The organism is Actinomycetota bacterium (assembly GCA_036280995.1).
Classification (GTDB): domain Bacteria; phylum Actinomycetota; class CALGFH01; order CALGFH01; family CALGFH01; genus CALGFH01.
Map to the genome: position 1 here is coordinate 1 of DASUPQ010000294.1, position 19,519 is coordinate 19,519.

Genomic DNA, 19,519 nt, shown 5'->3' on the forward strand with positions numbered 1-19,519 from the left:
CTGCTCACCCTCTGGTCCACCACCCAGAACGCCCATCCGCTGCGCCGGGCGGTGAGCCGGGTGGCCGGGCTGGTCCCGGAGCGGATCCGGGTGGTCGCGCCCGACGTCGGCGGCGGCTTCGGCGGCAAGGGGGTGCTGTACCCCGAGGACCTGATCGTCGCCCTGCTCGCCCTGCGCACCGGCCGGCCGGTCAAGTGGGTCGAGGACCGGGCCGAGCACCTGCGCAGCGCCATCCACGCCCGTGAGCAGGTCCACGACATCGAGCTGGGCCTGGACCGCGAGGGCCGCCTGCTGGCGCTGCGCGACCACTTCCTGGTCGACAGCGGCGCCTTCAACCCCCTCGGGCTGGTGATCCCCTACAACACCATCGCCCACCTCCAGGGCCCCTACCGGATGCCGGCGCTGGAGGCAGTGGCCACCGCCGTGCTCACCAACAAGGTGCCGGCCGCACCCTACCGGGGCGCCGGCCGCCCGGAGGCGGTGTTCGCGGTCGAGCGGGCCCTGGAGCGGGCCGCCCGCGCCCTCGACCTCGACCCGGTCGAGCTGCGCCTGCGCAACCTGCTCCGCCCCGACGAGCTGCCCTACCGGGCCGGCATCCTGTACCGGGACGGCGAGCCGCTGGTGCTCGACGGCGGCGACTACCCGGCCGCCCTGCGCCGCGCGGCCGGGCTGGCCGACTACGCCGGGGCCAGGCAGGCCGCGGCCGACGGGCGACGCGTCGGCGTGGGCGTGGCCTGCTACGTCGAGGGCACCGGCATCGGCCCGTTCGAGGGGGCGGCGGTCAGGGTGGAGCGGGACGGACGGGTGCTGGTCCGGACCGGGGCCTGCTCCCAGGGCCAGGGCCACGCCACCGTGCTGGCCCAGGTCTGCGCCGAGCGGCTGGGGGTCGACCCGGACGCGGTCACCGTGGTCGGCGGCGACACCGCCGGGCTGGACCGCGGCTGGGGGACGGTCGCCTCCCGCAGCGCGGTGGTGGCCGGCAACGCGGTGGCCGCCGCCGCCCTGACCGTCCGCGGGCAGGCGGTCGCGCGGGCGGCGGCCATGCTGGAGGTGGCCGAGGCGGACCTGGTCGTCGACGACGGCCGGGTGGCGGTGGCGGGAGCACCGGAACGCGGCCTTGACCTGGGGGACCTGGCCCGCGCGGCCGAGGCTGGCGGGGCCGAGCTGGCCGCCGTCGAGTACTTCGAGCCGCCCACCGTGACCTGGGCCAACGGGGCGCACACGGCGGTGGTCGAGGTCGACCCCGGTACCGGCGAGGTCCGCGTCCTGCGCTATGCGGTGGTCCACGACTGCGGCCGCCCGATCAACCCGGCGATCGTCGACGGCCAGGTCCACGGCGGGGTCGCCCAGGGCATCGGCGGGGCCCTGTTCGAGGAGCTCGTCTACGACGAGGAGGGTCAGCTCCTCTCCGGCACCCTGGCCGACTACCTGGTGCCGACCGCCGCCGACGTGCCGCCGATCGCCCTCGCCCACGCCGAGACGCCCTCGCCCCTGAACCCCCTCGGCGTCAAGGGCGTCGGCGAGGGCGGCGCCATCCCCGGCCCGGCCGCCATCGCCAACGCCGTCGAGGACGCCCTCGGGCCGCGGGGCCAGGTGGTCCGCCGCACCCCGCTCAGCCCGGCCTACGTCCGCTCCCTGCTCGGCTGAGGGCGGCTCAGGTCAGCCAGCAGGCGGCCCGGTGCGCGGGCTGCTTCTCCTCGAGCGGCGGCGGGTCGGTGGCGCAGCGCTCGACCGCGATCGGGCAGCGGCTGTGGAAGCGGCAGCCGCCGGGCGGGTGGATCAGGTCGGGCGGCGTGCCCTGGAGCACGATCCGCTTGCGCCGCGACTCCACCTCGGGGTCGGGGATCGGCACGGCCGACAGGAGCGCCTGGGTGTAGGGGTGCTTGGGGTCCTCGTAGATGGCGTGGCGGTCGCCGATCTCGACGACCTTGCCGGCGTACATGATCGCCACCCGGTGGGAGATGTGCCGCACCACCGACAGGTCGTGGGCGATGAACAGGTAGGTCAGCCCCAGGCGCTCCTGCAGGTCCTGGAGCAGGTTGACCACCTGGGCCCGGATGGAGACGTCCAGGGCCGACACCGGCTCGTCGGCGACGATGAACTCGGGCTCCAGGGCGAGCGCCCGGGCGATGCCGATGCGCTGGCGCTGGCCGCCGCTGAAGGCGTGCGGGTAGCGGTCCACCGCGTTGGCCGGCAGCCCGACCAGCTCCAGCAGCTCGGCCACCCGCTCGGTGGCCGCCTCGATGCTCCGCACCTGCCCATGGACCAGGAGGGGCTCGCCGATGATGTCCAGGATCCGCATCCTGGGGTTGAGGCTGGCGTACGGGTCCTGGAACACCAGCTGCATGCTGCGCCGCAGCCGCCGCAGCGGCTCGCCGGTGGTCGCGGTGATGTCCTGGCCCTTGAAGTAGATGCGGCCGGCGGCGGGCTCGACCCGGCGCAGCACGGCCCGCCCGGTGGTGGTCTTGCCCGAGCCCGACTCGCCCACCAGCCCGAGGGTCTCACCCCGAGCGATCTCGAAGGAGACGTCGTCGACGGCGTGGACGAACAGCTTGTCCTGGCCCCAGAAGCCGGCCCGCCCGATCGGGAAGCGGACGCTCAGTCCCTCGACCCGCAGCAGCGGCTCAGCCGGGGAGCGACCGGGCTCCCGCGGGCTCTCCGTCAGTTGTGGCGAACGCACGCCAGCATGCCACCTCCCTCCCATCGTAGTCGGCCAGCGGCGGCATCTCCTGGACGCACTGCTCCACCGCGAGCGGGCATCGTGGCTCGTACGGGCAGCCGGGCGGCGGGTCCAGCAGCTCGGGCGGGACCCCTTCGATGCCGCTCAGCCGGTGCTGGACCAGGTCCAGGCGGGGGGTGGAGCTCAGCAGCCCGGCGGTGTAGGGATGGCCCGGGCGGCGGAACAGCTCGGGCGCCGACCCGGTCTCGACGATCTTGCCCCCGTACATGACCGCGACCCGGTGGCAGACGCCGGCCACCACCCCGAGGTCGTGGGTGATGAGCAGCACGGCCAGCTGCAGCCGCTGCTGCAGCTCGGCGATGAGCTCCAGGATCTGGGCCTGGATGGTGACGTCGAGCGCGGTCGTGGGCTCGTCGGCGATCAGCAGCTCCGGCTCGCAGGCCAGGGCCATGGCGATCATGACCCGCTGGCGCATGCCGCCGGACAGCTCGTGCGGGTACTGGTCGGCCCGCCGGCGCGGCGAGGCCACCCCGACCAGCTCCAGCAGCTCCACTACCCGCTCGTGGGCCTGCTTGCGGCTCATGCCCAGGTGGCGGCGGAGCACCTCGCCGATCTGGGTCTTGACCGGGAACAGCGGGTTCAGCGAGGTCATGGGGTCCTGGAAGACCACCGCCAGCTCCTTGCCGCGGATGCGGCCGGCCAGGCGCGCGCCCTCGGGGCCGAGCAGCGAATGGCCCTTCCAGCGGATCTCGCCGTGGGTGACCTTCCCCGGGAGCTCGATCAGACCGAGGATGGCCTGGGCGGTGACGCTCTTGCCCGACCCGGACTCGCCGACCAGGCCGAGCGTCTCGCCCCGGTCCAGCGACAGGCTGACGTCGCGGACGGCATGGGCCACGCCCCGCCGGGTGTAGAAGCGGACCTGGAGGTCCTCGACCTCGAGCAGCTTGGCCGTTGGCGCGCTCATGTGACCGACCCCTGACGCATCTCGGTCGCCGAGCGGGCGAAGCGCTTCTCGCGCTCCTGGGGGTCGGCGGCCACCCGCAGCCAGCTCGCGAACAGGTTGATCCCGAGCACGGTGAGGGCGATGGCCAGCCCCGGCCAGGTGATGATCCACCAGCCGTTGAACAGGTAGTCGCGGCCCTGGGCGACCATCAGCCCCCAGGAGACCTGCGGGGGCTGGATGCCGACGCCGAGGAAGGACAGGGCCGCCTCGGCCAGGATGATCCGGGCGAACTCGAGCACGGCCAGGGTGAGCAGCGGCGAGGTCAGGTTGGGCAGGATGTGCCGCAGGACCACCCGCTTGGAGGGGCAGCCGACGATCTCGGCCGCCTCGACGTACGGCATCTCCTTGACGCTCAGCACCACCCCCCGGGTGATGCGGGCGTACACCATCCAGCCGTTGAGGGCCAGGACCACGATGATGGTGGTCATGCTCGGCCCGATGGCGGCCAGGATGATGAGCACCAGCAGCAGGCCCGGGAAGGCGACCTGGGTGTCGACCACCCGCATGATGATCGAGTCGGTGCGCCCGCCCCGGTAGCCGGCGATCAGGCCCATGAGCGTGCCGAAGGTCCCGGCGAGCAGCACCACCGACGCCCCGACGACCAGCGACACCCGCGAGCCGTAGATCATCCGGGAGAGGATGTCGCGCCCGAGCCCGTCGGCCCCCAGCGGGTTCTCCAGGCTGCCCTCGGGGTACCAGAACGGCGGCCGGAGGCGGTTCTGGAGCGACTGCGCCGCCGGGTCGTGTGGCGCCAGCAGCGGCGCGAACACCGCCGTCAGCACCAGCAGGGCCAGCACGCCGACGCCGAACAGGCCCGCCTTGTCGCTCCACAGCTCGCCCAGCGCGCCCCGGACGGACCGGATGACCTCGTAGGGCCGCCCGCGCAGGAACATCTGGTGCTGGGCGGCGTGCTCGGTCTCCCGCCGTCGCCGCTTGCCGAGATCGGGTTCGCGTCCCTTGACCGTTGCCATGTCACACCAGCTTGATCCGGGGGTCGACCGCCCGGTAGAGGACGTCGATCACCACGTTGATGACCACCACCATGACGGCGACCACGAAGACGATCGCCTGGAGCAGGATCAGGTCCTGGTTGTTGAGGGCCTGGTCGGCCAGGAAGCCGATGCCAGGCCAGGCGAAGACGGTCTCCACCACCACCGAGTAGCCGGCCAGGGCGCGGATCAGCTCCCAGCCGGTCAGGGTCAGCGCCGGGATCGAGGCGTTGCGCAGCGCATGGAAGCCGACCACCCGGGCCCGCGGCATGCCCTTGGCCTTGGCCGTCTTGACGTACTGCTGGTTCAGCTCGTCGATCATGGACGACCGCACGATCATGGCGATCCGCCCGAGGGCGGGGAACGCCAGCGTCAGCGTCGGCAGGACCAGGTGCGCGGGCGTTCCCATCCCGGCGGTGGGGAGCATGTTGAGCGTGACCGAGAAGGCGATGATGAGCAGCAGGCCGAGCCAGAACTGCGGGATCGACAGTCCCGCCAGGCTGAGCACGACGGCCGTCCGGTCCAGCGCTCCCCCGGGCCGGAGCGCGGCCAGCACGCCCAGCGGGACGCCGAGCACGACCGCGATGGCGATGGCCAGCAGCACGAGCTGGAAGGTGTTGGGCAGCGCGTCCAGGACGGCGTCGATGGCCGGCCGCCGCTGCCAGACCGAGGTGCCGAAGTCCCCGCTGGCCAGGTCGCCGATGTAGTCCCCGAACTGCTCGGTGATGGGCCGGTCGAGGCCGAGCTCGTGCCGGAAGGCTGCCCGCTCCTCGGGGGACGCGCTCAGCGGGAGCATCGTCTTGGCCGGGTCGCCCACCATGCGCGTGAAGATGAACACCATGATGGTGACCCCGACGACCACCAACAGGCCCTGCGCGATCCTTCTGACGACGAAGCGACCCATGCTGCCTCCGTCCTGCCCGGGCCGACCGGCGGTTCAGCTCTGTGCCGTCGACATGCCGCTGACGATCAGCTTGGCGTCCACGCGAGGCTGCCAGGTCAGCCGCTCGCTCATCCCGTAGATGTCCTCGATGTTGAGCAGGAAGGTGAAGTAGGCCTTGTCGCAGGCGAGCTTGCCGGCCTGCTGGTACTGCTGCAGGCGGGAGCCCTCGTCGATGTTGGTGCGGGCCTCGGTGACCAGGCGCTTCAGCTCAGGGTCGCTGTTGGAGGTGCCGCTGCCGCCCTCGGCATAGTAGTTGGAGTACTGGCGGTCGGCGTCCAGCAGCTCGTTGGAGCTGGACACGAAGATGGCGTCCGGACGGTTGGGCTGCTGGAACAGGTGCTTCAGGTAGGTGTCGAAGTCGTAGTTGGACACCTTGACCTTCAACCCGGCGTCCTGCCAGAAGCCCGCCACCGCCTGGATCGTCTCGGCGTCCTTGAGCCAGCGCCCGGTCTCCCCGACCAGCTCGATCTGCTTGCCGACGGCGCCGGCCTCCTGCAGCAGGGACTTGGCCTTGGCCGGGTCGTAGGCGTAGGGCTGCAGGTCGGGGTTGTAGCCGAACATCTGCGGGCTGAGGATCTGGCAGGTGTCGACCTTGGCCAGGCCGCCGAACAGCTGGCTGGCCAGGGCCTGCTTGTCGACCGCGTAGTTCAGGGCCTGCCGGACCCGCTCGTCCTGGGTGATGCTGCCGCGGGCGTTGAGGATGATCATCGGGTGCTCGAGGCCCTGGAGATGGGCCGACTTCGGCGCCCGCTCGACGTCCTCGGGGAGCAGGTTGGTGATCAGGTCGTACTCGCCGGCCAGCAGCCCGGACATGCGGGCGCCGCCCTCGGGGACGAACTTGTAGGTCACCTGGGTGATCTGCGGCTTGGCGCCCCAGTAGTTGGGGTTGGCCTCGAGCACGATCTGGTTGCCCCGGCCCCACTCCTTGAGCTGGTATGGCCCGGTGCCGGCGGGCTTGTCGGCGAAGGCCGCATCGGACGAGTACTGGGCCGGGACCATCTTCATCCAGTACATGCGGGATGGCAGCAGCGGGTCGGGGCCCTTGGTCTCGATGTTGACGGTGAGGTCGTCGACCTTGGTCGCCCCGGTGATGGTGCTGAAGAAGCTGGCCTGCTCGGAGTTGAACTTGGGGTCGATCACGCGGGTGACGCTGGCCACCACCGCGTCGGCGTTGAAGGGCTCGCCGTTGCTGAACTTGATGTCGGGCCGGAGCTTGAACTCCCAGGTCTCCTCGCCCTTGCGGGTCGGGGCGGCGGTGGCCAGTCCCGGCTGGAGCTCGCCGGCGGCGTCCCGGGCCATCAGGGTCTCGTAGATGTTGTCGTTGACCGCCCGCTCGTTGCCATCGTCCCTGACCTGGGGGTCGAGCGTGGTCGGCTCGGCGCCGATGGCGATGGTGATCGCCGAGCTGGCGGCGCCTGACTGGTCATTCCCGCCGCCGCCGCAGGCCGCGGCGAGCAGCGCCAGGATGGCGAGTACGGCAACCATGCGAGGAGCTCTCATGCCCCACTCCTTTCGGCCAATCCCTGAAGGATGGTCGCCAGGCCCGTCGACCATGACCGGCATGCCGACGCAGACGGGCAGGGATCGAGAATGTTCCGGCGTATGAACCTCACCGCCCACCGCTTGCTCGATCGGCTCTCCGGAGGGTGCCGCGGGCGATTTATCTTGACGTTCAGATGGTTTCGCGTCAAGGTGGCTGTATGCGGCTGATCGTGGCCATGACCGGCGCGCCGGGGACGATCTACGGGGTGCGCTTGCTGGAGGCCCTGCGCGACACCCCGGTCGAGACCCACCTGGTGATGTGCGGCTGCTCCCGGCGGGCCATCCTGGCCGAGACGGGACGCGAGCCGGGGGCCGTGCGCCGGCTGGCCGACCACGCCTACCAGCCGGCCAACCAGGCGGCGCGGATCTCCAGCGGCTCGTTCCTGACCGAGGGGATGGTCATCGCCCCGTGCTCCCCCCTGACCTTGGCCAGGATCGTGACCGGGCTGGCCGGCAACCTGGTGCAGCGGGCCGCCGACGTGGTCCTGAAGGAGGGGCGGCCGCTGCTGCTGGCGGTGAGCGAGCCGCCCGCCGGCGACTTCCAGGCGGCCAACCTGCGCCGCGCCGCCCGGGTCCCGGGCGTGGCCGTGACCCGGCTGCCGCCGCCAGGAAGCGAGCCGGCCGACCGGGTCGTGGCCCGTCTCCTGGACCGGCTCCGCCTCAGGGTGTGAGCGGCCGTCGGCGGCCAAGCGGCAGCAGCAGCAGCGGCAGCAGCGCGCTGACGGCCAGGACGGGCCGGAGCCCGAAGGCGGCCGAGGCGGCGCCGATGCCGGCCCCGGCCGCGGCCGCCAGCCCGATCTGGGCCGACCGGAAGGCGCCGAGCAGCATGCCGGAGCCGCCGTAGCGCTCGAAGGCGAGCACGTTGGCCACCGGGCCGAGCCCGCTCACGAAGGCGGCGAAGGCCACCGCGGCCAGCGGCGCGACCGGGGCCGGGAGCAGCGTCCAGCAGGCGCCGAGCATGGCCAGGAGGAGGCCGAGGCGGCGGGCGATCCGGTAGCTGCCGGCCTGGTCGGCGGCGTTGCCGGAGACGAGCTTGGCCGGGACCGACAGCAGCCGGGCGGCGGCCAGCAGCAGCGCCGCCGTGGCCGGGGACAGGCCCCAGGCGGTGACCGCGAACGAGGGCAGGAAGGCCACCGTGCCGTACTGGGAGGCGGCCGCCACCCCGCCGACCAGCAACGGCGACGCGAGCAGCCGGCGCAGGACCTCGCCCGGGCCCGACGCATCGCCGGCGGTGGTGGGCGCCGGCGCGCCGGGCAGCGGCGCGACCGCGGCCGCCAGGGCGGTGGCCAGGGCAAGGACGGCCACGGCCACGAACGACGTGCGCCAGCCCCAGACGCCGGCGAGCGCGGCCAGCAGCGCCGCCAGGGCCAGCCCGCCCGAGAAGGCGACCCCGAACACGCCCATGGCCAGGCCGCGGCGGCTTCCGCCGAGGACCCCGACCGCCCGCAGCCCGGCGGCGAAGAACACGCCCGAGCCGAGACCGAGCAGCGCCTGGCCCAGCAGGAAGCTCGGCGGGCCCTGGCTGGTCGCGGCGACCAGCCCGCCCGCGGCGGCGACGGCCAGCCCGGCGACCGTCCCCTGCCGTGTGCCCCGGCGGGCCAGCAGGGCGCCGCCGCCCAGGTTGCCGACGGCGATCGCCGCCGAGACCAGCCCCAGCGCCAGCCCGGCGCCGCGCAGGTCCAGGCCGAGCTCCTCGCGCAGCAGCGGCAGGAGGGGCGCGAGCAGGGACTCGCCGGTGGTGACGGCCAGGTAGCCGACGGTGGCCGTGGCGAAGCCGAGCGCCGGCCCCGCCCGCTGCCTCAAGCATCCACCCCTGACGTCCGCTGTCCTGAACAACTATCTTATCGTCGAGAGATAACCTGGAAAGGAGACGGAGCCATGGCCAAGTCGCTCGGCGACCGGCTGCCCCAGACGGTCCTGCGGGCCTTCGACGGCAACGACCTCGAGGCCAAGGTCGGGCCCGCCCACCTGCTGGTCACCGTGGACCCCGACGGCAGCCCGCGCCCGTGCATGCTGAGCGCCGGCGAGGTCCTGGCCCCCGACGACCGGCGGCTCCGGGTGCTGCTGTGGGCGGGCACCGGCACCTCCCGGAACCTGGCCGCCGGCGGCCCGGTGCTGCTCTGCTACGTGGAGGGCGGCGACGTGGTCTACGTCAAGGGCGACCCCCGGCCGCTGCCCCGCGAGGGTCGTGGCGGCTTCGAGCGGTTCGAGATCCAGGTCCGGGCGGTCGAGACCGACCGCCACGCCGGGCTGCCGGTCACCGGGGGCATCACCTTCGGGGTCGACGGTGGGGACCGGGCCGCGGTGGCCCGGGGCTGGGAGCGCCAGCTGGCCGCGCTCAGGGCCTGACGCCGAGCCGCGTCGCCCGCGCGCGCTGCTCGCCCCAGCGCCGGACCAGGTCGTGTTCGACCCCGAAGTGGTCCAGGACCCGGCCCACGGTGTGGTCGACCATCTCGTCCAGGCTCCGGGGACGGGCGTAGAACGCCGGCAGGGGCGGCATCACCAGGGCGCCGGCCTGGGCGACCCGGAGCATGTTCTCCAGGTGGATCACTGACAGCGGGGTCTCGCGCACCAGCAGCAGCAGCCGACGGCCCTCCTTGAGGGTCACGTCGGCGGCCCGGTGGACCAGGCTCTCGGAGACGCCGGTGGCGATGGCGGCCAGGGACTTCATGCTGCAGGGGGCGACCACCATGCCGTCGGTGAGGAAGGACCCGCTGGCCAGGGGGGCGGACAGGTCGCCCTCGTCATGGACCTGGTCGGCCAGGTCCCGCACCGCGTCGGGGTTGCGGTCGGTCTCGGCGATGATGGTCCGCCGCGCCCATTCGCTCATGACCAGGTGGGTCTCGACCGAGGTGTCGCGCAGCGTCTCCAGCAGCCGGACGCCGTAGATCACGCCGGTCGCGCCGGTCATGGCGATCACCAGCCGCTCCGGCCGCGGGTCATGCTCCCGCCGCTCCACCGCCTCCCCCATCCCGCCCCTCAGGCTCGCTCAGCGCGTCTTGTACGGCCCGCTGGTGATGCCGTAGATGTTGCCATCCGGCGCCCGGAAGTGCGCCCAGGTGAACTTCTCCCAGCTGTGGTTCTCGTGCAGGAACTCCACGCCGCGGCCCTCCAGCTCGGCCCGGGCCGCCTCCAGGTCCTCGACCAGGAACTCCACCACCGGCCCGGTGTCGAACTCGCCGTAGTGCTCGTGGCCGGGCCCGAAGACCTCCACCCATTCCCCGCCCGGCGCGACCAGCACCGTCAGGGCCGGGCTCTGGTGGAACACCGACAGCCCCAGCATCTCGCGGAAGAACGCGACGGTGGCGTCGTACCGCTCGGTCGCGGTCCCGACCCAGACCAGCCCCTTGATCTCCATCAGGTGGACCCCCTTTCGACCGGGGGGCCGGGCTTGAGCCCCCCGGACCCCCGTTGCCGTGCCTTGGCTTCCTGGATGCGGCGGAACAAGCGCTCGGGATGCAACGGGAGCTCGCTCAGGTCGACCTGGAGCGGCGCCAACGCGTCGGCGACGGCGCTGGCGATGGCGGCCGGCGGCGAGACCGCCCCGCCCTCGCCGACCCCCTTGATGCCGAACGGGTTGCGGTCGGACAGGAAGGTCTGGTGGCCGACCTGGATCGGTGGCACCTCGGCGGTGGTCGGGACCAGGTAGTCCATGTAGCTGCCGGTCAGCAGCTGGCCGCCGTCGTCGTAGACGACCTCCTCGAGCAGCCCGTTGCCGATCCCGTGGGCGACGCCGCCGTGGACCTGCCCCTCGACCACCGTGGGGTTGAGCATCTGGCCGCAGTCGTCGACGGTGACATAGCGGAGCAGCCGGACGAACCCGGTGTCCTCATCGACCTCCACCGCCACCACGTGGGTGCCCGAGGCGAAGGTGACGGTCGGCGGGACGAAGTACCGCTGGGCCTCCAGGCCCGGCTCGGCGCCCTCCGGCAGCCGGCTGCGCGGCCCCGGCGCGCAGGCCGCCGCCACCTCGGCGAGCGTCACCCCCGTTCCCGGGGCTCCCCGGGCCGAGACCCGGCCGTCGGCCAGCTCCAGGTCGGCCGGGTCGACCTCCAGCAGCCCGGCGGCCAGGTTCAGAATCTTGTCCCGCACGGCCTGGGCGGCGAGCCCGACCGCGGTCCCGGCGGTGACGGCGCTGCGGCTGGCGAAGGTGCCGATGCCGTAGGCGATCAGGGCGGTGTCGCCCGCCCGCACGGTGACCTGATCGGGATGGACGCCCAGCTGGTCGGCGCAGACCTGGGCCAGGGTCGTCTCCAGGCCCTGGCCGTGGGGCTTGGCCCCGGTCACGACCAGCACGTGCCCGGTCGGGTCGACCCGGACGACGGCGCCCTCATGGGGGCCGTAGCCCGAGCCCTCCACGTAGGAGGAGACGCCGATCCCCATCCGCCGGCCCTCGGCCCGCCAGGCGGCCTGCCGGGCGCGCTGGGTGTCGTACCCGAACAGCTCCAGGGCGCTGGCCAGCTGGCCGGGGAAGTCGGCCTGGTCGTAGACGACGTCGACCCCGTCCCGGTAGGGCATGCCCATCGGGTACGGCATGGCCTCGGGCGGGATGAGGTTGCGCCGGCGGACCTCGACCGCGTCCAGCCCGCGCTCGGCCGCGATCAGGTCCACCATCCCGTCCATGGCGAACACCGCCTCGGGCCGCCCGGCGCCGCGGACCGGGGCCACGGGCGCCTTGTTGGTCAGGACGTTGCGGCCCTCGAAGGCGTAGGCGTCGATGCGGTACTGGCCGCGCAGGTGGGCGGCGGCGTTGTAGGAGACGGTGATGGCGTACGGGTTGTAGGCGCCGCTGTCGACCAGGAAGCGGTCGCGCAGGGCCAGGATGCGCCCATCGGCGTCGTAGCCGGCCTCCAGGTCGTGGACCTGGTCGCGGGCGTGCCTGGTGGTCGTCAGGTTCTCGCGCCGGTCCTCCAGCCACCGCACCGGCCGCCGCAGGTGCATGGCCAGGAACGGGACCAGGACGTCCTCGCTGTAGACCCCGGTGCCGAAGCTGCCGCCCATGTCCGGGGCGATGAAGCGGACCCGCTCGGCGGGCAGGGCGAGCATGGCGGCCAGGTAGGCGCGGAGCAGGTGCGGGCGGGCGTTGGTCCCCCAGACGGTCAGCTCCTCGCGGCCCGGGTCCCAGCTCGCCACCACGCCCCGGGTCTCCATGGCGTTGGCCGCCTGCCGGCCCATGGCGAAGCGCTGGCGCAGCCGGAACGGGGCCGCGGCCAGAGCGGCGTCGACGTCGCCGGTCGAGAAGGCGAAGCGGGCGGCCAGGTTGCCACCCAGCTCGGGATGGAGCACCGGCGCCGCCGGGTCGAGCGCCGTCTCGGGGTCGAGCACCGCCGGCAGCGGCTCGTAGTCGACCTCGACCAGCTCCAGGCCGTCCTCGGCCCGGTAGCGGTCGGCGGCCACCACCACCGCCAGGGGCTGGCCGACCCAGTGGACCCGGTCTGTGGCCAGCACCGGCATGGGGCAGGAGGGGACCTCGAGGGGCACCTTCTCGACCAGCGCCGGGGAGATCTCGGTGCGGGCACCCTCGGGGAACCGGCCGACCCGGCCCTCCAGGTCCGCGGCGGTGAGGACCGCGACCACGCCGTCGGCCTCGCGGGCGGCGGCGACGTCCAGGTGGGTGACCAGGCCGTGAGCGACCTCGCTGCGCACCACGGCCGCGTGCAGCAGGCCGGGCAGGCGCAGGTCGGCGACGTAGGTGCCGGCGCCGGTGAGCAGCCGCCGGTCCTCCTTGCGGCGCAGCCGCCGCCCCACCCAGCGCTCAGCCACCCGGCCCTCCCGTTCCCCGGGGAGCGACGCGTGAGCCCCCCGGACCCCCAGCCCCTGCCTCCCGGAGCTTGCCGGCGGCGGCCTGCACGGCGGCGACGATGTTCTGGTAGCCGGTGCAGCGGCACAGGTTGCCGCTCAGGTAGGCGCGGATCTCCTGCTCGCCGGGGTCGGGATCGTCGGCCAGGAGCTCGCAGACGCTCATCAGGAACCCGGGGGTGCAGAAGCCGCACTGGAGACCGTGGTGCTCGGAGAACGCCTCCTGGATGGGGTGGAGCGGCCCGTCGGGGTCGGCCAGTCCCTCGACGGTGCGCAGCTCCGAGCCCTGGGCCTGGAGGGCGAACAGCAGACAGGAGCGGACCGAGCGGCCGTCGAGCAGGATGGTGCAGGCCCCGCAGACGCCGTGCTCGCAACCGAGGTGGGTGCCGGTGAGGCCGAGCTCGTCGCGGAGGAAGTCGGCCAGGGTGGTCCGCGGCTCGGCCGACCCCCGCAGCGAGCGCCCGTTGACCCGCAGCTCGATCTCACGCCTGGCCATCTGGCCCTTCCTCCTTCCCCTCCGCCCGGGCCCTGGCCGTGGCCAGCGCCCGCCGGGTCAGCACCCTGGCCACCTGCCGGCGGTAGCCGGCCGAGCCGTGCAGGTCCGAGGTGGGCGAGATCGCCTCGTCGACCGCGGCCGCCGCCTCGTCCAGCAGCTCGTCGCTGGGCCGCTCCCCCTCCAGCAGCGTCTCGGCCCGGCGTGCCCGCACCGCCCGCTCGCCCACGCCGATCAGGGTCAGCCGCGCCAGCGCCACCGAGCCGTCGGAGGTCAGCCCCAGCAGGGCGCCGACCCCGACGATGGCGAAGTCCCCGTGGCGGCGGGCCAGCTCCACGAAGGTCGAGCCGACCCGGCCGCCGGGCAGGGTCAGGCGCAGCTCGGTGATGAGCTCGTCGGGCTCCAGGGTCGTGGTGAAGTAGCTGACCAGCAGGTCCTCGACCGGCACCGTCCGGGTCCCTCGGGGGCCGACCACCTGGCACTCGCCGTCCAGGGCCAAGGCCAGGGCCGGCCACTCGGCGGCCGGGTCGGCATGGGCCAGGCTGCCCCCCACCGTCCCCCGGTTGCGGATGGCCACGTGCCCGACCTGGGCCACCGCCTCGGCGAGCATGGGGCAGCGCCGGCCCAGGCCGGGCAGCCGCTCGACCGCCCGCTGCCTGGCCAGGGCGCCGATCACCAGCCGGTCGCCGTCGGCGCCCAGGTGGTCCAGCCCGGCCACGCCGTTGAGGTCGACCAGGACCGACGGGGCGGCCAGCCGGAATGCCAGCAGGGGCACCAGGCTCTGGCCGCCGGCCAGCGCCTTGGCCTCGTCGCCGTGCTCGCCCAGGGCCGCGACCGCCTCCTCGAGGCTGGCCGGGGCGACGTACTCGAACGGCGGGGGCTTCACGGCACACCCCTCCCGGCCATCGGCGCGTCAGTCCCGGCGGGTCCGCTGCCAGAGGTCGCCGAAGACCTCGTCCAGGTCGACCCGGTCCACCCCCGGGGTCGAGATCTCCTGGGGGTAGTTGGCCTTGCGGGTGGCGTCGATGCCCACCTTGGTGACCAGGTGGGAGCCGCCCGCCGGGTCGTAGGAGGCGGGGTCGAGGGGCGACCCGCGGGCGTGGGAGACCACGAAGGCGTCGGTGTCGAAGCGCACCCGGGTGGCGATGGCATGCCACACGTCGGCGTCGTTGGTGATGTCGACGTCGTCGTCCACCACCACCACGTACTTGAGGAACGGGTCGGCGGTGAAGGCGGCCATGGCCGCGTTCTTGGGGTCGCCCTCGATCAGCTTCTCCATCTGCACGTAGCAGATGTAGCGCGAGCGCCCCGACGGGGGCACGTACACCGCCTTGACCCCGCCGCTGGCGATGCGGCAGGTCTTGTAGATCTGGCTGTTGCGGGTCACGCCCGACAGCAGCAGGTTGTCGCGGTGGCCCACGAACGAGCTGTGGTAGTGGGCGTTCCTGCGCATGGTCACGGCCTTGACGTGCACCACCGGGTTGTTGCGCTCGGGCCCGTAGGTGCCCGGGTACTCGCCGAACGGCGCCTCGGGCTCGCGCTCGGTGGGGTCGATCTCGCACTCCAGGACGATCTCCGCCCAGGCCGGCACCTCCAGGTCGATGGTCTCGCAGCGCACCAGCTGCAGGGGCTCGCCCAGCATGGCCCCGGCGATGGTGAACTCGTCCACGTCGATGCCGGTGAAGCTCAGGCAGCCGAGCTCGACCGCCGGATGGACCCCGGTGAACACGGCCATGGGCGTCGGCTGCCCGCGCTTGATGTTCTTGCGCATGATGTAGTGGCCGTGGGCGGTCTCGGAGATCTGGATGCCGAACTTGTTGCGGCTCTTGACCTGGAGCCGGTAGATGCCGACGTTGGCGACCCCGGTGTCGGGGTCCTTCATGGTGTCGTAGCCGAGGGTGATGTAGCGGCCCTGGAAGGCCTCGAAGCCGGGGTCGACCTGGCCGGAGTCCAGCTCGTGGTACTTGAGGGTCGGGAGCTTGGTGACGTCGACGTCGTCCCCGGTGAGGATGACCTCCTTGACCGGTCCGGTGTCGACGACCTCGGGCGGGATCGGCCGGTCCTCCCGCTTCATGTACTCGAGCACGAAGTCGCGCGGGGTGGCGTCGATCGGCAGGCCGATGGCCATGGCCAGGCGCGGGAAGCTGGCGTGCAGGTTGGTCACGCAGGGCAGGGACGAGCCCTTGATGTTCTCGAAGATGACCAGCGGGAAGCGGCGCTCCTGCTCCAGGCGCCACAGGATGGCGGTGGCCTCGTAGACGGGATCCACCTCGCGCTTGACGCGCAGCACCTCCTCGGGGTGGTGCTGCTCGAGGAAGTCGATGAACGACTGGAGATCTTGCGCCATCGGGCCTCCCGCAGGGAGATATCTTAACGTCGTGGTAGTTTCGCACCTGGCGTTCCGTCGGTGCAAGGGAGGTGACATGCGGTTCTCGCGGGCGGCCGCGTCGCTGCCGCCCTCCGGCATCCGGGAGCTCATGGAGCTGGCCTGGGCGGCCGGGGACGTGATCCACCTGGAGGTCGGGGAGCCCAGCTTCGCCACGCCCCGGCACGTGGTCGAGGCCGCCGACCGCGCCGCCCGGGACGGCTGGACCCGCTACGTGCAGAGCGCCGGGGTGCCGGCCCTGCGTGACGCGGTCGCGGCCAAGGTTCGCCGGCTGAACGGCTATTCGGTCGAGCCGGACCAGGTGATCGTCACCGCGGGCGGGATCGAGGCGATCTACCTGGCCATGCTCGGGGTGCTGGAGCCGGGCGACGAGGTGCTGCTGCCCGACCCGGGCTGGCCCAACTTCCGGATGATGGCGCGGCTGGTCCACGCGGCCGAGCGGCTGTACCCGCTCCGCCCCGAGCTGGGCTTCCTGCCCGCCGCCGAGGACCTGGAGCGGGCCGTCGGGCCACGCACCAGGGCGATCGTGCTGAACTCACCGTCGAACCCGCTGGGCACGATCATCCCCCCCGACCGCCTGCGCGAACTTCTCGACCTCGCCGCCGAGCATGACCTCTGGCTGATCTCCGACGAGTGCTACGACGCCATCACCTTCGATGGCAGCTTCGCCAGCCCGGCCGCCCTCGGCCACCCGGACCGGGTCATCTCCTGCTACAGCTTCTCCAAGACCTACGCGATGACCGGCTGGCGGGTCGGCTACCTGGTCGTCCCGGCCGGGGTGCCGTCCCCGCTCGGCCGGCTCCAGCAGGCGCTGCTGTCATGTGTCAACGCGCCGGCCCAGCTGGCGGCGCTGGCCGCCCTCACCGGGCCCCAGGAGCAGGTCGCCCGGATGCGCGACGCCTACCGAGAGCGGCGCGACCGGCTGGTGGCGCTGCTGGAGCAGCTGGGCGTGGCCTGCCACCGGCCGGCCGGCGCCTTCTACGCCTGGGTCGACGTCGCCGACCGGGCGCCCAGTGCCCGCCAGTTCGCCCTGGAGCTGCTCCGCCACCAGCGCGTCGCGGTCGCGCCCGGCACCGCCTTCGGTCCCGCCGGTGAAGGCTGGGTCCGCCTCTCCCTGGCCGCCGAGACCGACGCCCTCCTCGAAGGGGCACGCCGTCTGGCGGGATTCTCGCTCAGCTGACCTCGTCCCGTGGCGGCTCATCGGCGCCGTCCTCTGCTGCGCTGGGCGGGTCGCCTGCGCTGTCCGGAGGGAGGTGCGCTGGACCTGGACTGGGCATTGCTGGCCCGCCTGCCGCCGGTCGCCGCGCTGGACCGAGCACCCGTTGGGGCCGTCGTCGTGGCTGGCCGCCGGGCTGCCGGCTGGGTCGTCGTGGTCGGTGGTCGGCCGGAGGTTCCTTCGAAGGCGACCAGGAGCGGGGTGGCCACGAACACCGAGGAGTAGGTGCCGACCAGGATCCCGACCAGCAGGGCCAGGGCGAAGTCGGTCAGGGTGTCGCCGCCGAGCACGAACAGGGCGGCCAGGATGAACAGGGCTCCGAGCCCGGTGTTGATGGTGCGGGGGATGGTCTGCAGGCAGGCGTCGTTGGCCAGCCGGTCCAGCGGCTCCCGGGTGCGGCCGCGGAGGCGTTCGCGGATGCGGTCGAACACCACCACCGAGTCGTTGACCGAGTAGCCGATGACCGTCAGCAGGGCGGCCAGGAACACGCCGTCCAGCGGCTTGCCCAGCCAGGCGAACAGGCCCAGCAGGATGGCGACGTCGTGGAACATGGCCAGCACGGCCGCCGCCCCGAAGGTCCAGCGGAACCGCACGGCCAGATACCCGAGCTGGACGACCAGGGCGATGCCGAGGGCGATCAGGGCCTTGCGGCGCAGCTCGGCGCCGATGGTGGGGCCGATGAACTCGTCCCGGAGCTCGGTGACCCGGCCGGCGGCGGCGGTGACGGCCTCCCCGACCCGCTCCTCGCCGGCCTGGTCGAGCTGGGCGGTGCGCACGGTCAGGTTGCCGTCCCCCGACGCCTGCACGACCGCCCGGGGGAAGCCGGCCTCGGCCAGGGCCTGGCGGGCGGCGTCGAGGTCGACCGGCCGCTCGGTCTGGTACTCGAGCAGGCGGCCGCCGGTGAACTCGACCCCGAGGTTGGGGCCGCGCACGACCAGGCCGGCGGCGGCCAGCAGCAGCGCCACCAGCGAGCCGGCCAGCCACCAGCGGGCCCGGCCGAGCAGGTCCGGTCCCCGGGTGGCCAGCCAGGCGGCCAGCCGGCCGCCGCCGTCCAGCCCGAGCAGCCCGGGACGCCGGCGGACCGCGGCCGCCCGGGCCACCAGCTCGACCAGGACCCGGGTGACGACCAGGGCGGTGAACAGCGACACCAGCACCCCGACCGACAGGGTGACCCCGAACCCCCGCACCGCCCCCGAGGCCAGGAAGAACAGCAGCCCGGCGGCGAGCAGGGTGGTGACGCTGGCGTCGGCGATGGCGCTGAGCGCCTTGGTGAAGCCGCGCTCCAGCGACGACCGCAGCCGGGCCCCGGCCCGGTGCTCCTCGCGCATCCGCTCGAACACCAGCACGTTGGCGTCCACGGCCATCCCGATGGCCAGCACGAACCCGGCGATCCCGGGCAGGGTCAGGGTCGAGCCCACGGCCAGCAGCACCGCGAACGACAGCAGCCCGTAGGCGAGCAGGGCGACCGAGGCCAGCCCGCCCAGCAGCCGGTAGTAGGCGACCATGTACAGCATCGTCAGGGCCGCGCCGACCACGGCCGCCAGCACGCTGGCCCGGATCGCGGACTCCCCCAGGGTCGGGCCGACGGTACGCTGCTCCACCACCTCCACCGGGACGGGCAGCGCGCCCGCCCGGACGAGCAGGGCCAGCTCCCCGGCCTCCTCGCCGGTGAAGTCGCCGGTGATCACCGTCTGGCCGCCGGTGATCCCCTGCTCGCAGGCGACCGAGGGGTCGACCTGGGGGCTGGAGATGACCTGGCGGTCGAGCACGATGGCCACCCGCCGCCTGGGGTCGCCGGCCGGCTGGCAGGCCGCGGTGCCGGTCAGCTCGGCCCAGCGGCGGCCGCCGTCGCCCTGGAACTCGATCGCGACCTGCCAGCGCGTCTGGAGCTGGGGGTCGAGCTCGGCCCGGGCGTCGCCCACCGCCTCCCCGGTCAGGGCGGCCGGGCCCAGGCGCAGGCGGCCGCCGTCCTCGCCGGCCAGGACCAGGCCGTCCTCGCCGGCCGGCCGGGTGGTCCCGGTCGGCTCGCCGGCCTCGGCTGCGGGGTCGGCCAGGCCGAGCACCGGGTGGAACGTCAGCTGGGCCGTCCTGCCGATGACCTCGGTGGCCTCCTCGGGGTCGTAGACGCCGGGGAGCTCGACGATGACCCGCCGGTCGCCGGAGCGCTGCAGGGTCGGCTCGGCCACACCGAGCTGGTCGACCCGGCGCCGCAGCACCTCCAGGGTGCGGGCCAGGGTGTCGCCGTCGACCGGCTGGCCGGAGCCGTCCTTGGCTTCCAGGACGATCTGGGTGCCGCCGCGCAGGTCCAGGCCCAGCCGGGCCGGCTTGGTGACCACCATCCAGCCGGCCGCGCCGACCAGCAGCAACACGGCGACCAGACGCCACCCAAGGTGACGAGACAACAGAAGGAACCTCCAGCGGTAGCCCACGCCGCACGGGAGGCGGCGCGGGAGGGCGATCAGGCCGGC

Annotated in this window: 17 protein-coding genes; 4 read left to right on the forward strand and 13 right to left on the reverse strand. The window is 73.4% G+C overall.

Annotated elements, in window-relative coordinates; genetic code table 11:
• A partial coding sequence (locus VF468_09895) for a molybdopterin cofactor-binding domain-containing protein (GenBank protein ID HEX5878620.1) occupies positions 1-1,647 on the forward strand: 1,647 nt, incomplete at its 5' end.
• A gap of 7 nt (positions 1,648-1,654) precedes the next feature.
• On the opposite strand, the gene VF468_09900 is transcribed toward VF468_09895, so the two are convergent.
• The 5 genes from VF468_09900 to VF468_09920 form a co-directional block, all read right to left on the reverse strand.
• A complete protein-coding gene (locus VF468_09900; GenBank protein ID HEX5878621.1) occupies positions 1,655-2,680 on the reverse strand; it encodes an ABC transporter ATP-binding protein in 1,026 nt (341 codons plus the stop codon).
• Positions 2,625-3,644, reverse strand: coding sequence for an ABC transporter ATP-binding protein (locus tag VF468_09905; GenBank protein ID HEX5878622.1), 1,020 nt, complete (start codon positions 3,642-3,644; stop codon positions 2,625-2,627). Before VF468_09905 ends, VF468_09900 begins: the two co-directional genes overlap by 56 nt.
• Entirely contained in the window at positions 3,641-4,576 is a 936-nt protein-coding gene (locus VF468_09910) for an ABC transporter permease (GenBank protein ID HEX5878623.1), read from the reverse strand. The genes VF468_09905 and VF468_09910 overlap by 4 nt, the downstream gene beginning before the upstream one ends.
• 79 nt (positions 4,577-4,655) lie before the next feature.
• On the reverse strand, positions 4,656-5,576 hold the full coding sequence (locus VF468_09915; GenBank protein HEX5878624.1) for an ABC transporter permease: 921 nt from the start codon (positions 5,574-5,576) through the stop codon (positions 4,656-4,658).
• A gap of 33 nt (positions 5,577-5,609) precedes the next feature.
• Entirely contained in the window at positions 5,610-7,115 is a 1,506-nt protein-coding gene (locus VF468_09920; GenBank protein ID HEX5878625.1) for an ABC transporter substrate-binding protein, read from the reverse strand.
• 200 nt (positions 7,116-7,315) lie between these two features.
• Here VF468_09920 and VF468_09925 point away from each other — a divergent pair, with 200 nt between their 5' ends.
• Entirely contained in the window at positions 7,316-7,828 is a 513-nt protein-coding gene (locus VF468_09925; GenBank protein HEX5878626.1) for a UbiX family flavin prenyltransferase, read from the forward strand.
• Here the strand turns inward: VF468_09925 and VF468_09930 are convergent.
• Positions 7,818-8,960, reverse strand: coding sequence for an MFS transporter (locus VF468_09930; protein HEX5878627.1), 1,143 nt, complete (start codon positions 8,958-8,960; stop codon positions 7,818-7,820). The genes VF468_09925 and VF468_09930 overlap by 11 nt on opposite strands.
• A 75-nt stretch (positions 8,961-9,035) precedes the next feature.
• Between VF468_09930 and VF468_09935 the strand changes: the two genes are divergently transcribed.
• Positions 9,036-9,506, forward strand: a complete 471-nt coding sequence (locus tag VF468_09935) for a hypothetical protein (protein HEX5878628.1) — start codon at positions 9,036-9,038, stop codon at positions 9,504-9,506.
• On the opposite strand, the gene VF468_09940 is transcribed toward VF468_09935, so the two are convergent.
• From VF468_09940 to VF468_09965, 6 genes are read right to left on the reverse strand one after another with little or no spacing between them, the layout of a single operon-like run.
• Complete coding sequence (locus VF468_09940) at positions 9,496-10,128, reverse strand: UbiX family flavin prenyltransferase (protein ID HEX5878629.1); 633 nt, start codon at positions 10,126-10,128, stop codon at positions 9,496-9,498. The two genes, VF468_09935 and VF468_09940, sit on opposite strands and share 11 nt — an antisense overlap.
• Positions 10,129-10,146: 18 nt before the next feature.
• Positions 10,147-10,515, reverse strand: coding sequence for a VOC family protein (locus tag VF468_09945; protein HEX5878630.1), 369 nt, complete (start codon positions 10,513-10,515; stop codon positions 10,147-10,149).
• The gene (locus VF468_09950; GenBank protein HEX5878631.1) at positions 10,515-12,920 is read right to left on the reverse strand and encodes a xanthine dehydrogenase family protein molybdopterin-binding subunit; all 2,406 of its coding nucleotides are present in this window, start codon (positions 12,918-12,920) and stop codon (positions 10,515-10,517) included. Before VF468_09950 ends, VF468_09945 begins: the two co-directional genes overlap by 1 nt.
• On the reverse strand, positions 12,913-13,452 hold the full coding sequence (locus VF468_09955; GenBank protein HEX5878632.1) for a (2Fe-2S)-binding protein: 540 nt from the start codon (positions 13,450-13,452) through the stop codon (positions 12,913-12,915). The genes VF468_09950 and VF468_09955 overlap by 8 nt, the downstream gene beginning before the upstream one ends.
• Positions 13,439-14,335 carry a xanthine dehydrogenase family protein subunit M gene (locus VF468_09960; GenBank protein HEX5878633.1) on the reverse strand — a complete coding sequence of 299 codons (897 nt, stop codon included), beginning with the start codon at positions 14,333-14,335 and terminating at the stop codon, positions 13,439-13,441. Before VF468_09960 ends, VF468_09955 begins: the two co-directional genes overlap by 14 nt.
• 27 nt (positions 14,336-14,362) lie before the next feature.
• Positions 14,363-15,796 carry a UbiD family decarboxylase gene (locus VF468_09965; GenBank protein ID HEX5878634.1) on the reverse strand — a complete coding sequence of 478 codons (1,434 nt, stop codon included), beginning with the start codon at positions 15,794-15,796 and terminating at the stop codon, positions 14,363-14,365.
• Between the two features lie 76 nt (positions 15,797-15,872).
• Between VF468_09965 and VF468_09970 the strand changes: the two genes are divergently transcribed.
• Positions 15,873-17,015 carry a pyridoxal phosphate-dependent aminotransferase gene (locus VF468_09970; protein ID HEX5878635.1) on the forward strand — a complete coding sequence of 381 codons (1,143 nt, stop codon included), beginning with the start codon at positions 15,873-15,875 and terminating at the stop codon, positions 17,013-17,015.
• 17 nt (positions 17,016-17,032) lie between these two features.
• Here VF468_09970 and secD read toward each other — a convergent pair whose 3' ends face one another.
• Positions 17,033-19,390, reverse strand: a complete 2,358-nt coding sequence (gene secD, locus VF468_09975) for a protein translocase subunit SecD (GenBank protein ID HEX5878636.1) — start codon at positions 19,388-19,390, stop codon at positions 17,033-17,035.
• Positions 19,391-19,519: the final 129 nt, after the last annotated feature.